14 protein-coding genes are annotated in these 12,541 nt (G+C 74.2%); 7 read left to right on the top strand and 7 right to left on the bottom strand.

Translation table 11 applies throughout. From position 1 onward, the window contains the following. Positions 1–6 precede the first annotated feature (6 nt). Together ACERM0_RS04810 and ACERM0_RS04805 are read left to right on the top strand one after the other, a co-directional pair. Positions 7–675, top strand: coding sequence for a hypothetical protein (locus ACERM0_RS04810; RefSeq protein ID WP_373677378.1), 669 nt, complete (start codon positions 7–9; stop codon positions 673–675). Continuing rightward, entirely contained in the window at positions 662–1,477 is an 816-nt protein-coding gene (locus tag ACERM0_RS04805; protein WP_373677377.1) for an inositol monophosphatase, read from the top strand. Before ACERM0_RS04810 ends, ACERM0_RS04805 begins: the two co-directional genes overlap by 14 nt. 17 nt (positions 1,478–1,494) lie before the next feature. Here ACERM0_RS04805 and ACERM0_RS04800 read toward each other — a convergent pair whose 3' ends face one another. Next, entirely contained in the window at positions 1,495–2,247 is a 753-nt protein-coding gene (locus ACERM0_RS04800) for an IclR family transcriptional regulator (protein ID WP_373677376.1), read from the bottom strand. Positions 2,248–2,382: 135 nt separating this feature from the next. Between ACERM0_RS04800 and ACERM0_RS04795 the strand changes: the two genes are divergently transcribed. The 5 genes from ACERM0_RS04795 to ACERM0_RS04775 all read left to right on the top strand — a co-directional run bounded on the left by ACERM0_RS04795 (position 2,383) and on the right by ACERM0_RS04775 (position 6,243). Further along, entirely contained in the window at positions 2,383–2,775 is a 393-nt protein-coding gene (locus ACERM0_RS04795) for a metal-sulfur cluster assembly factor (protein ID WP_373677375.1), read from the top strand. After that, entirely contained in the window at positions 2,765–3,781 is a 1,017-nt protein-coding gene (locus tag ACERM0_RS04790) for an amidohydrolase family protein (protein WP_373677374.1), read from the top strand. Before ACERM0_RS04795 ends, ACERM0_RS04790 begins: the two co-directional genes overlap by 11 nt. Next, positions 3,778–5,121, top strand: a complete 1,344-nt coding sequence (locus ACERM0_RS04785; RefSeq protein ID WP_373677373.1) for an acetamidase/formamidase family protein — start codon at positions 3,778–3,780, stop codon at positions 5,119–5,121. The genes ACERM0_RS04790 and ACERM0_RS04785 overlap by 4 nt, the downstream gene beginning before the upstream one ends. Next, on the top strand, positions 5,118–5,354 hold the full coding sequence (locus ACERM0_RS04780; RefSeq protein WP_373677372.1) for a hypothetical protein: 237 nt from the start codon (positions 5,118–5,120) through the stop codon (positions 5,352–5,354). Before ACERM0_RS04785 ends, ACERM0_RS04780 begins: the two co-directional genes overlap by 4 nt. A 145-nt stretch (positions 5,355–5,499) precedes the next feature. Then, a complete protein-coding gene (locus ACERM0_RS04775; protein ID WP_373677371.1) occupies positions 5,500–6,243 on the top strand; it encodes a hypothetical protein in 744 nt (247 codons plus the stop codon). A 24-nt stretch (positions 6,244–6,267) separates the two neighbouring features. Here ACERM0_RS04775 and ACERM0_RS04770 read toward each other — a convergent pair whose 3' ends face one another. The 6 genes from ACERM0_RS04770 to ACERM0_RS04745 form a co-directional block, all read right to left on the bottom strand. Beyond that, positions 6,268–7,110, bottom strand: coding sequence for a rhomboid family intramembrane serine protease (locus ACERM0_RS04770; RefSeq protein WP_373677370.1), 843 nt, complete (start codon positions 7,108–7,110; stop codon positions 6,268–6,270). Between the two features lie 69 nt (positions 7,111–7,179). Next, on the bottom strand, positions 7,180–8,220 hold the full coding sequence (locus ACERM0_RS04765) for an SIS domain-containing protein (protein ID WP_373677369.1): 1,041 nt from the start codon (positions 8,218–8,220) through the stop codon (positions 7,180–7,182). Further along, a complete protein-coding gene (gene nagA, locus ACERM0_RS04760; RefSeq protein ID WP_373677368.1) occupies positions 8,217–9,323 on the bottom strand; it encodes an N-acetylglucosamine-6-phosphate deacetylase in 1,107 nt (368 codons plus the stop codon). Before nagA ends, ACERM0_RS04765 begins: the two co-directional genes overlap by 4 nt. Next, the gene (locus tag ACERM0_RS04755) at positions 9,320–10,609 is read right to left on the bottom strand and encodes an anhydro-N-acetylmuramic acid kinase (protein ID WP_373677367.1); all 1,290 of its coding nucleotides are present in this window, start codon (positions 10,607–10,609) and stop codon (positions 9,320–9,322) included. The genes nagA and ACERM0_RS04755 overlap by 4 nt, the downstream gene beginning before the upstream one ends. Then, a complete protein-coding gene (murQ, locus tag ACERM0_RS04750) occupies positions 10,609–11,523 on the bottom strand; it encodes an N-acetylmuramic acid 6-phosphate etherase (RefSeq protein ID WP_373677366.1) in 915 nt (304 codons plus the stop codon). Before murQ ends, ACERM0_RS04755 begins: the two co-directional genes overlap by 1 nt. Beyond that, positions 11,520–12,464 carry a hypothetical protein gene (locus tag ACERM0_RS04745; RefSeq protein WP_373677365.1) on the bottom strand — a complete coding sequence of 315 codons (945 nt, stop codon included), beginning with the start codon at positions 12,462–12,464 and terminating at the stop codon, positions 11,520–11,522. The genes murQ and ACERM0_RS04745 overlap by 4 nt, the downstream gene beginning before the upstream one ends. Between the last annotated feature and the right edge of the window lie 77 nt (positions 12,465–12,541).

Below are 12,541 nucleotides of genomic sequence, written 5' to 3'. Positions count from 1 at the left end.
ACCCACGTGACCGACACCTGCGCCGACCGCTCGGACCGCGCCGACCGCCTCGCCGAGCGGTTGGCGGTGCCGGTGCTGGTCGCGGCGCTGGCGTCGGTGCCCGCGACCTTCCTGACCCTGCTGGGAGAACCGCTGGCCACGGCGGGTTCGACCCTCAACACCCTTTCCGGTGCGGTGCTGGTGGCCGAGACGGTGGTGCTGTTGGCCGTCGCCGGCGACAAGCGGGCCTGGCTGCGACGCAACCGGTGGCTGGTGGCGCTGACCCTGGCCGTGATCCCGGCGGTCGTCTTCGCCGTGGGGCCGGTGCAACTGCTCCGGCTGCTACGGGTGTTCGGCGCCCTGCGGATCGTGCGGGTCCGCCGCATCGTCAAGGCCGGACGCGTCATCGGCGAGCGGCACGGGCTGCGCGGGCCCTGGGCGCGGGCGGTCACGGCCGTGTCGACCCTGACGGCCGCCGCCTTCGTCGGGATGGTCCTCGCCGACCCGACCTCGCGGGAGAGCCGCTGGTTCCAGGCGGTCACCGACCGCGTCGGTGTGCCCGGCATCCTCGTCGCCGGGCTGCTGCTGGGCATCGCCACGTACGTCGTACGCACCAACCGTGGCGACGCGGACGCCGAGTACGCCGAGGACGCCGAGGACGCCGCTCACGAGGGGAGCCGGGATGGCGACGGCTGACGACGTCGGGCTGGCACACCACCTCGCCGACCTCGCCGACGCGGTGACCGCCGCCGCCTTCACGGGCGCGACGCTCAGTCACGAGACCAAGGCCGACGGCAGCCCGGTGACCGCGACGGACCTGCAGGTCGAGCGCACCATCCTGGCGGCTCTGGCCGACGCACGGCCCGGCGACGCCGTCCTCGGCGAGGAGATCGGGGCGGTCGGGGCAGCACGGCGGACCTGGGTCGTCGACGGCATCGACGGCACGGTGCACTTCGTGCGCGGCCGCCCGGGCTGGGCGACGGAGATCGCGCTGGTCGTCGACGGGGTGGTGACCTACGGGATCAGCACGAGCCCGGGACTCGGGCGCCGCTGGTGGGGCGGGCCGGAGCATCCCGCCGAGGTCGCCGACCTGCCGCCGGCGTCACCCACGACGTCCCGGTCGGGACCGCCCATGGTGGCCCGTCAACTGGCCGTGGCCGCGGGCGGCCTGCCGGGTCCGGTCACGTCGCTGCCGTCCCGTGCGTCGTTGTCACCCGCGCACGCGGCGGCGCTCGCGACGCTCGCGGGCGGCGCGGGCCACCTCGACGGGCCGGTCCACGGGGCCCTGCGGGTCGCGGCCGGCGAGGCGCTCGCCTGCCTGCACGTGCGCGGCGGGCCGTGGGACTTCGCCGCGTTCGCGGCCATCGTGGCCGGGGCAGGCGGACGCTGCACCGACCTGCACGGCGCGCCGCGTCTCGACCACGGCGGTCCGGTGCTGTACTCCAACGGGCGCGTCCACGACGAGGTCCTGGCGCTGCTCGGGCACCCGGACGTCTGACCGGCGACGGGGGCTTCTCAGGCCGCGAGATCGCCCGCGGCCACGCGCAGGCCCGCGGCCAGCCGCTCGCGCCGGCCGGCGAAGGTCGGTGACGCCGCGCTGACCGCGATCGCCCACCAGGGGTCCTCCGGGTCGGCGGTGGGCACCAGCATCGCCGCGCACGACACGCCGCCGCGGAACTGGCCGTGCTCGACGAACACCGTGTCGACATCCGTGCCGGCCAGTTCCGCGTCCAGTGCGGCGAGGTCGCGGATGGTGCGTGACGTGAACGGCCGCATCCCGGCCCCCCGCACGAGATCGTGACGACGACGCGACGGCAGCCGCGACAGCAGCGCCTTGCCCAGCGCGGTGGCGTGCGGGGCTTCGTCGAAACCGGGGATGAGGTCCTCGAGGTGCGGTGAGCCGGCGGCCTCGACCACCCCGGCGATGGCGACCCGGTCGTCGACGAACCGGGCGAGGTAGGCGCTGTGGCCGGTGGTGTCGGCCAGGTGGCGCAGCACCGCGGCGACGCGTGGCGGCCGGGTGAGGCTGGCCTGCAGGTCGCGGAACCGGTCCGAGATCTCCAGCCCCAGCCGGTAGTCGCCTTCGGACGTTCGCGCCAGGTAGCCCTCGTAGGCCAGGGTCCGCAGCAGGTGGTAGGTGGTCGACAGGTGCAGGTCGCAGCGCCGCGCGACCACCTTCGGGTTGCAGCCACCGGGCGAGGCGCCAACGGCCTCCAGGATCCGCAGCGCCCGCGACACGCTCTGGATGAGATCCGACGGCGGCTCCACGATCCCGCCTCCCGCTCGACCCGGCGTTCAGGATATGAAAACCCCGTCGTTGCGGGAAGGGGTCCCGCCGCGTTGGCTGACCTCGGGAGCGGATCGGACGGCGCCGTGCGCCGGCCGGTCGGACGGGAGGTCGCCGTGGCGTCGGTACCCGAGGCCATCGTCGAGTCGTTGCGTGGGGTCGTCGATCCGTGCTGCCGGGACCGCGGCATCTCGGTGGTCGACATGGGGCTGGTCGACGACGTCCGCGTCGACGGCCAGGGCAACGCCGACGTGGAGATCGTGCTGACCAGCGGCTGGTGCCCGTTCCAGGTGGATTTGCTGGACGAGATCACCGCCGCGGTGCGGACGGTGCCTGGGGTCGCGGACGCGGCGGTGCGGATCACCCTCGACACGGCCTGGTCCGGCGACCGTCTCTCGCCGGCGGCCCGCGCGGCGCTGCGCTTCCTGCCCGAACCCGTCGAGGTCGGCGACCGCGACGCCTTCCTCGCCGCGACGAACTCCGAGCCAGGAGCCGACCATGATCGGTGACGCCTTCGTGTTCGACGGGGTGGCCCACCCCTTCAACGCCGACCCCAAGAACGCCCTCGGCTCCGCCGGCGAGGCGTTCGGCCAGCACCTGTACGCCTTCCACGCGACTCTGACACCGGAGGGCCAGACCGTCCTGCCGCCGGAGGAGTGGCTCAAGCAGTGGGACATCGGCGAGATCCGCGAGATGGTCTTCGACCAGTCCGACACGGACATGCTGGTGTCGATGCCGTTGCCGCTGACGGACCTGTTCCGGGACGGGCTGTCGCCGTGGCAGGAGTGCGCCGAGCTCGCTCAGCGCGATCCGGAACGGATCGTCTTCTGGGGCACCGTCAACCCGATGGAGGGCCGCAAGGCGCTCGACGAGATGGAGGAACAGGTCGAGCGCTACGGCGCGAGGGCCTTCAAGTTCTACAACACCCGCTACGACTACGGCCGGCCGGTGCCGTGGCGGATGGACGACCCGGTGGTCGCGTTCCCGGTGTTCGAGAAGGCCCGCGAGCTCGGGATCCACCTGATCGGGGTCCACAAGGGCGTGCCACTCGGACCGCAGCCCATCGAGCACACCCAGACGTGGGACATGGACGGCGCCGCCGCCGCGTTCCCCGACATCGACTTCGTCATCTTCCACGTCGGGCTGCCCTTCCTCGACGAGACCTGCTGGCAGCTGATCCGGCATCCCAACCTGTACGCGTCACTGGCGGCGACGATCGACTTCATCGTCCGGGCGCCACGGCAGTTCGCCGAGGTGCTCGGCAAGCTGTTGTTCTGGGCCGGCGAGGACAAGATCGTCTACGGCAGCGAGGCGCCGATCTTCCATCCGCAGTGGGCACTCGAGGCGTTCTGGGACTTTCAGATCCCCGACGACCTCGTCGAGGGCTACGGCTACCCGCAGCTCACCGAACAGGCCAAGCGCAAGATCCTCGGCGAGAACCTGCTGCGCCTGCACGGCATGGACGTCGAGGAGACGGTCGCGCGGCTCGGCCGCCGCCGGGAGGGCGAACGATGACCACCATGGAGACGGGCCGCCAGGAGGCCCTCGACCACGTCCTGGTCGATCGCTACACCGACGTCGTCGGTCCGAGCAACGAGATGCTGGGCCCGGTCCGCGACGGTGGCCGGATCGAGTACCTCACGGTCCCCGGCTGCTGGGGGCCCATGATCACCCCGTCGATCCGCAGCGGCCACGAGGTCACCCTGCCGGTGCGGGTCGAGGGCGCCGAGGTCGGTGACGCCGTGGCCCTGCACGTCGAGCGGCTGGAGCAGGTCTCGCGCGCCACGACCTCGGGCACGCACGAGGGCTGGGACGGCCGGTTCCTGTCGGATCCGTTCGTCGCCGGGATCTGTCCGACGTGCCGCGACGAGGGCCGTCACTTCCTGTACCCCGACACCTACCTCGACGGTCTCGGGCACGCCGCGGTGCGGTGCTCGGCCTGCCACGGCGAGGTGATCCCGTTTCGCATGATCGAGGGCTACACGATGGTCTTCGACGACGACCAGGCGATCGGGGTCACCGTCACCGGCCAGCGGGCGGAGGAGATCGCCGGCGACGGGCGCGCGTGGGTGGGCCTGCCCGACAACGCGGCGCAGCACCCGATCACGGTCCTCGCCAAGGCGGACCTCGTCGGCACGATGACGCGGTGTCGCATCTCGGCGGGCAACCTCGGCTCCATCCCGGCGATCGACCTGCCCAGTTCGCACAACTGCGGCGACTTCGGGGCCTTCCTGGTCGGGGCCGAGCACGAGTTCGCCGTCACCGAGGAGCAACTCGAGGCCCGCACCGACGTGCACATGGACGTCGACTCGGTCCGCGAGGGCGCGACGGTGGTCGTGCCCGTCAAGGTCGACGGCGCCGGGATCTACGCCGGCGACGTCCACGCGATGATCGGCGACGGCGAGATCGCGGTGCACACCACCGACATCGGGGCGCGGCTGGTGGTTCGTGTCGAGGTCGTGAAGGGCCTGACCCTGGACGGGCCGTTGCTGCTGCCGCCGGTGGAGGACCTGCCCTTCCTGGCCCGCCCCTTCGCCGCCGACGAGGTCGAGCGCGCCCGGCAACTGGCCGACGCCAACGCGACGGTGCTGGAGGGAGCGGTCCTGCCCATCCAGGTGCTGGGTTCGGGACCGTTCGTCAACGCCGCTGTCGACAACGCGGTCGAACGCGCGGCCCGGCTGCTGGACCTGAGCGTGCACGAGGTCCGCAACCGCGGCACGATCGCGGGCGCGGTCGAGATCGGCCGGCTCCCCGGGTTCGTGCAGTTGAGCCTGCAGGTGCCGCGCCGGCGGCTCGAGGCGCTCGGAGTCGCCGGGCTGGTCGAGCAGGCCTACGGTCCGGCCGACGGCTGGTGACCACCGTCGAGGTGGTCCTCAAGGGCCCGCTCGCCGGGCAGATCCCCCGCCTGCCCGGCGGGCGTGGCCCGGTCGACGTGCCGGGCGATGCCACGGTGACGTCGCTGGTGTCGGCACTCGGACTGCCGCCCGGCCCCTACGTCGCGGTCGTGGGCGGCACCGCCGTCCGCGGCAGTGCCGCCATTCCCGACGGCGCCCGGGTGGAGCTCCATCCGCCGATGGCCGGCGGCTGACGGCCGCCGGCTCGAGCGGGCGGCGCGGCCGGCGGCCGGACGGCCGGCGCTGCGCGTCGGTGCGGACCGCGCTCCCGAGTGCCGCCTGCGGGCACGCCCGTGGCGCGATGCTGCCCGGTCGCGACGAGCAGTGGGGGAGCAGGGCATGGGGGTTGCCGACGAGGTGGCCGTGCGGCAGGCGGCGGCGACGGGCTGGGTGGAACGCGATCTGCGGCGGCTGGCCGCGGCCGCCACGGCCGGGCTGGTCGTCGGCTTTCTGGTCAACGGGGTGGGCTCGCGTCTGGCCATGCTGCTGCTGGCCCGGCTCAATCCGCAGGCGACCGGGCGGATCAGCGACGACGGCTTCCGGATGGGGCAGTTCGGGCTGGCCGAGACCCTCGACCTCGTCACCTTCGGCGTGGCGATCGGCGTCCTGGGCGGGGTGATCTTCCTGGTGGTGCGTGGCTTGCGGTTCGGGCCGCGGTGGTTTCGGACGAGCTCCATGGTGGTCGGGCCAGCGGTCGTCGTCGGCGCGCTGCTCGTGCACACCGGTGGCGTCGACTTCACGCTGCTGCAGCCCGCGTGGCTCTCCATCGCGCTCTTCGTCGCACTTCCCGCGATGTACGCCTACGCGGTCGTACGGCTGGGTGACCGCTGGCTGCGCGAGGACTCGTGGTTCCTCACCGGCTCGCGGTGGGCACTGCTCGGGCTGGTGCCGCTGGTCCTCGCCGGGCCGGGCCTCGTTCTGCTGCTGCCGGTGCTCATCGGCCATCTCGCCCACCGGTCGGTGCCGACCCTGCGACGTCCCGCGGTCGGTCGGACCACCGCGTTGGTGGCCCGCGGTGCGCTCGTGCTGGTCTTCGCGGTCGGGCTGGTCGACCTCGTGCGCGACACCGTCCGGCTCGTCTGACGCTCGGACGGGCGGAACGGTCGCTCAGAACAGCAGCGTGGTGGTGAGCAGGACCGCGGCGGCCGCGGCGAAGGTGACGGTGGCCGCTCGACGTGCGCGGCCGGCGTCGACGAACAGGACCTTGCCGGCGACGAAGCCCGCCAGCAGACCGCCCAGGTGGCCGCCCACGGAGATGCCGGGGATCAAGAACGTGATGACGAGGTTGAGCAGCACCAGGCTGCCCACGTCGGTGCGCCACGGGTCGACACCGCGCGCCCGCATCCCGGCCATGGCGGCGCCCATCAGCCCGAACACGGCACCGGACGCGCCCACGGTCACGCTCGCCGGTCCGGTCGCGAACACGACGCCCAGCAGCGGGATGCTCGCCAGCGGGGTGAAGGCCGTCAGCCAGGCGAGGCCCACCACGCCCAGCGCACCGCCGGCCAGCCCGGCGAGGTACAGCGCGCCGAAGCGCAGGTGGCCGAGGACGGGCTCCAGCATCTCGCCGAGCCGCCACAACAGCAGGCCGTTGAAGCCGACGTGGATCAGCCCGACGTGCAGGAACGCGCTGGTGATCAGCCGCCACGGCTCGGTGCCGACGAGCACCGGCACCAGGCCGAACTGCCGGGTGAGCGGCACCGCCATGCTGACCACGTAGACGACGGCGATGATCCCGACCAGCGTCTGGCTCACGAGCGGGCGGACGAACAGGTCACCGAGCCGGCGGACCGGCTGCCCGCCCTGGGCACACTGCCGGCACTGGTACCCGACCGGGGCCTCGATCATGTCGTCGGCGCAGATCGGTCGCTCGCAGCGCGAGCAACGCAGCAGGGCCTCGCGATCCGGGTGCAGGTAGCAGGTGTCGGTGCTGGTCTCGTGCTCGCTCACGGAGGCGGGGCCCTCGTCGCTCGTCGGAACGCCAAGGTACCGACGTGGATCCGGGCCCCTCCTCCCACCTCAGCTCGTGCGGGTCACCTTGTGCAGCCCCGGCGGCGCGTCCAGGTCGCGTCCCCGGTCGGCGGCCAGCGCGGCGGCCAGCCGTTGCGCCGGCACGACGGTGCTGACCGGGGTGAGCCAGTCCGCCGGCTCGCGCGGCAGCGCGATCGGCAGGTCGACCGACTCCAACAGTTCGGGGTCGGCGCTCAGCGCGGCCACGACCGCGCCGCGGGCGCGCAGCGGCGCGACCAGTTCGCGGTGGCCGGCCAGGCTGGGCTCCGTCGGGGCCACCAGCAGGGCCGCGGCGCCGGGCGCGACGGCCGCGATGGGACCGTGGAGCAGGTCTGGCGGCGAATAGGCCTCGGCGACCATGCCGCTGAGCTCGCGGACCTTCAGCGCGACCTCGAAGGTGGTGCCGTAGTTGAGCCCGCGCCCGGCCACCAGCAGGTGCTCGGTGTCGCGCAGCCCGGCCGCCGCGGCGGTCACGTCGAGGTCGACGGTCGCGGACAGCACCTCGGGCAGCGCCGCCAGGTCCGCCAGCAGCGCGGCGCGCCGGTCGTCGCCGAACCGCGCGACGCTGACCAGTGCCAAGGCGGCGAGCGAGGCGGTGTAGGTCTTGGTGGCGGCGACCGACCGCTCGGGGCCGACGCCGAGGTCGAGGACCTGCCCGGCAGCGGCGGCCAGCGGCGAGTCGGGGTCGTTGGTGACCGCGAGCGTCGGACGGCCCTGACGCTGGGCCGCGTCCAGGACGCCGACCACGTCGGGGGACTGGCCCGACTGTGACACCGCGATCACCATCGCCCCGCGGAAGTCCGGCTCCACGCCGTAGACCGACCCCAGCGACGGAGCCGCCAACGCGACCGGGAGGCGGTGGTGCAGGCCGAACAGGTACTGCGCGTAACGGGCGGCGTTGTCGGAGGAGCCGCGGGCGACGAGCACGACGTGGTGGACGTCGGCCGGCCACAGGGCACGGTGCAACTCCGGCAGCATCGGTGTGACGCGGTCGACGAGGCGGCCCACGGCGGCGGGCTGCTCGGCGATCTCCGTGGACAGGCGGCTCATCCGTGGACCTCCTCGTACTCCTGACCGGCCTGCAGGACCCGTCGCAGCCCACCCGTCTCGTCGAGCGCGACGAGGTCGGCGGGGGCGCCGGGTCGCACGGTGGCGAGCTCGGCATGACCGACCAGGCCGGCCGGGGTGACGGTGGCGGCAGCGACCGCCTCGACCAGCGGGATCCCGAGGGCCACGGCGTTCCGGACGGCTGCCGGCATCGTCAGCGCGCTGCCGGCCAGCGTGCCGTCACCGCGACGTACGGCGCCCTCCGCGACGTGCACCTCGACGTCACCCAGCCGGTAGTCGCCGTCACCGAGCGCGGCCGCGGCGACGGCGTCGGTCACCAGCGCCACCCGGCCGCGGGCGGCGGCGAATGCCAACCGCACCGTCTCGGGCGCGAGGTGATGGCCGTCGACGATGAGCTGGACCACCACGTCGTCGCGCGAGAGGGCGGCCCCGGCGATGCCGGGTGCGCGCGGCGTGAAGGCGGTCATCGCGTTGAACAGGTGCGTGACGGTGCGGGCGCCACGATCGAAGGCGGCGTGCGCCTGCGCCGCGTCGGCCGCGCTGTGCCCGAGCGACACGACGATGCCGCGGGCGACGAGCAGGTCCACGAGCGCCATCGCGCCGGGACGCTCCGGCGCGAGCGTGACGTAGGTCACCGGGCCAGCTGCCAGCAGCCGGAGCAGCAGGGCTCGGTCGGGCTCGCGGCGGTGCTCGGCGGGATGGGTCCCGAGCCGCTCCGGGGCCAGGAACGGACCTTCGAGGTGGACGCCGAGGATTCGGGCCCCGCCGGGGTCCTCGCCGACGGTGGCCAGGGCCCGCAGGGCCCGCAGCGTGTCCGGCTCGGCCGACGTGATCAGCGTCGGCTGCCAGGCCTGCACGCCGGTGGCCGCCATCGCGCGGCCGGCCTCGCGCAGGCCGTCGGCGTCGGCTGCCAGCACGTCGACCCCCGCGAAGCCGTTGACCTGCAGGTCGACGAACCCGCGGGCGCCCAGCAGGCCGCTGCCGGCGGGTGGCAGGTCGACGGCGGCGATCCGGCCATCGGCGATCTCCACGTCGCCGGGGCGCAGGACACCGGCGTCCACGACGGCGTCGACTCCGAGTCTCATGGGGCCCTCTCCGGGATGGTGCCGGCCCGCGGCAGGCGGTCGCGGTCGGTGCGTGGCCCATCGGACCCCGCCCCGGACGTCCCGGCCGGCGGGCTCACCACGACGCGGGAGGGCAGGACGGGCAGCGGCTCGGGCAGGCGCAGCGGCTGCGCCCCCGGGGTGATCGAACCGAGCACGCGGGGACCGGCCGCACCCGTGCACGACGCCACCGTGCCGGGCAGCCCGTGCCAGGTCAGCCAGCCCAGCAGTGCGAACGCGATGGCCTCCTTGGCGTCCACGGGCAGGCCGACGTCGTCGGTGGTCGCCCAGGTGGCCCCGACGTCGCCGAGCCGGCGACGCAGCGCGGCGACGAGCCCGGCGTTGTGGACGCCACCGCCGCTGGCGACCACGCGCCGCACCCCGTAGCGGGCCGCGTGGTCGGCCACCGCGGCGGCGACGGCGTCGGCGAGGGTGGCCAGCCGGTCTTCGAGTCGTGGTACGGGGGCACGGGCCAGGGCGGCGTCGAGGTAGCCGGCGTGGTAGCGCTCCTTGCCGGTGGACTTCGGCGGCGGGGCCGCGAGGAACGGGTCGTCGAGCAGCACCCCGAGCAGGCGGGCGTCGACGCGGCCGGCCGCCGTCAGCCGGCCACCCTCGTCGTGATCCCCGCCACCCTCGGTCGCCGCGCGCATCGCGGCGTCCAGCAGCGCGTTGGCCGGACCGGCATCGAAGGCGATCGTCGGCCCGTCGGGCCGGACCACGGTGAGGTTGGCGATGCCGCCGAGGTTCAGCGCGGCGACGGGGGCGTCCGCTCCGGCGAGCACGAGGTGGTCGAGCATGCTGACCAACGGGGCTCCCTGCCCGCCGGCGGCGACGTCGCGGGTGCGCAGGTCGGCGACCACTGGTAGGCCGGTGGCCTCGGCCAGCTCGGCCGGCTGCCCCAACTGCAGGGTGGCCAGCACCCGGCCGTCGGCGACCTCGTGGTGCACGGTCTGTCCATGGCTGACCAGCAGGTCGGCGTGGCCGCCGGCGACGCGCTCGACGGTGCGGCGTGCCGCGGCGGCGAACGCCCGCCCGAGGTCGGCGTCGAGCAGGCACAACGCACGGGTGTCGGCCTCGCCCCGGGGCGCGCTCGCGCCGGTCGGCAGGGCGTCCAGGACCCGGCGGCGAAGGTCCTCGTCGAAGGGGACGGTCGTCTCGCCGACACGGCGCAGGTGCAGTACCTCGCCACCGTCGGCCAGTTCGGCGTCCACGACGGCCGCGTCGACGGCGTCGACGGACGTGCCCGAGAGCAGGCCGACGACGCGCATCAGTGGTCGGGCCGCTCGGCGGCGGCCCGCACGTGGCCGTCGGCGGCCGCGAGCCGGCGTTCGGCCTCCACGACGTCGACCCCGGCCAACAGCGCCACGATGGCCACCTTGGCGCGCCCACCGGCCGCCGTCAGCGCGGCCTCGGCGGTGTCGTGGTCGACCCCGGTCGCGGCGACGACGATGCTGCGGGCCCGCGCGACGAGCTTGGCGTTGTTGGCCTGTACATCGACCATCAGGTCGCCGTAGGTGCGCCCGAGCTGCACCATGGTCAGGGTGGAGATGGTGTTGAGGACCAGCTTCTGGGCCGTGCCGGCCTTGAGGCGGGTGGAGCCGGCCAGGATCTCGGGTCCGGTGTCGGCGACGATGGCGACGTCGGCCGCGTCGCCGATGGGGGAGCCGGGGTTGTTCACGACGGCGACCGTCGGCGCGCCGACCTCGCGCGCGTACGCGAGGGCCGAGGCCACGTAGGGGGTCCGCCCGGAGGCGGTGATGCCGACGACCACGTCCTCGGGGCGCAGGTCCTGGGCGACCAGGTCGGCCCGGCCGGCGTCGGCATCGTCCTCGCCGCGCTCGGCCGCCTTCGACATGGCGTCGTCACCGCCGGCCATGACCGCGACGACGTGCCCGTCGGTGAGCCCGAACGTGGGGCGGCACTCCGCGGCGTCGGTCACGGCGAGCCGGCCCGGGGTCCCCGCTCCGACGTAGACCAGCCGGCCGCCGCGTCGCATGCCGGCGACGACCAGGTCGATCGCGTCCGCGATCTGGTCACCGGCCGCGGCCACGGCGGCGGCCGCCCGGGCATCCTCGGCGGCGAACAGCGCCACCTGCTCGCGGGTGGGCAGCCGGTCGAGGTCGCGCGCGGCGGGCAGACGCCCCTCGGTCGCGAGGTGGTCGAGCACGAGTCGCTCGGTCACGGGCGGCCCCCGGTGAGCGCCTCGGTCAGGATCTCCCAGACCTTCTCGGGCTCGCGCGTGTCCAGGTGACTCATGTGGCCGCACGCCTCGTAGCCCCAGGTCCACAGGTCCGCGACCCCCGCGTCGCGGGCGGCCTGCACGGCGGCGTGGATGTCGGCCTCGTCCTCGGGGCCGAGCTTGAAACCTTGGATCCAGATCTGCGGGGTCAGGTCGTTGGCGCGCGCCAGCTCCACGGTGCGGCGCGCCTGGCCACCCACGAACTCGCGCACGTCCAGGCCGAAGAAGCTCCAGTACGGGTCGGTCGCCAGCGTGTCCAGCCCGGGCGCCGTGGCGACCGGCTCCCAGCTGTCGACGGCGTGCAGCCCGTCGACGGACGGCAGCAGGCACACGGTCGAGCGGCCACCGAGGCCGTCGACGTGAGCGACCAGTTCGCGCACGAAGTCGGTCAGCACGTCCTCGCGGAAGGCGCGGACCTCCTCGGTGAGCTCGCGCGGCAGGTCGTGACCGAAGCGCTCGCGGAACCCGGCGGTGCACGCCTCGCACACGCAGGTCCAGGCGCCGGCGGAGTTGGGCTCCGGGTGGAAACGGACCGGATGGGCCCAGTGCGGCTCGTCCCAGAAGACCCGGTCGGCACCGATCTCGATCGCGGCCTCGGCCCACTGCTTCACGAACGCGCGAAACGCGGGCTGGCTCGGGCAGCCGGCGCCGACGCGACGGCCGTCGGCGAACTGCTGGCCGAGGTGGGGGTTCTGCGTCATGAACAGCGACTCGGCCTCACCACCGAACGCGTGCGCGAGCCCCCAGGGCCCGACCTGGACCTCGAGGCCGAGGTCGTGCGAGACCTGCACGATCCGCGCCATCTGGCGCCGGTACCAGTTGTAGTCGTTCTCGCTGAACGTGTGCAGGACGCCGGTGAAACCGCGGGCGACGAGGTCCTCCATGTCGGCCTGGACGTGGCGCAGGATGCGGTTGCCGAAGTACGAGACGCCGATGGCGATGGGACTGCCTTTCCGTGCTG

This window comes from Egicoccus sp. AB-alg2, from assembly GCF_041821065.1.
Classification (GTDB): Bacteria; Actinomycetota; Nitriliruptoria; order Nitriliruptorales; family Nitriliruptoraceae; genus Egicoccus.
The sequence above is the reverse complement of the archived record's forward strand: the minus strand, read 5'-3'. Positions and strand labels throughout refer to the sequence as shown.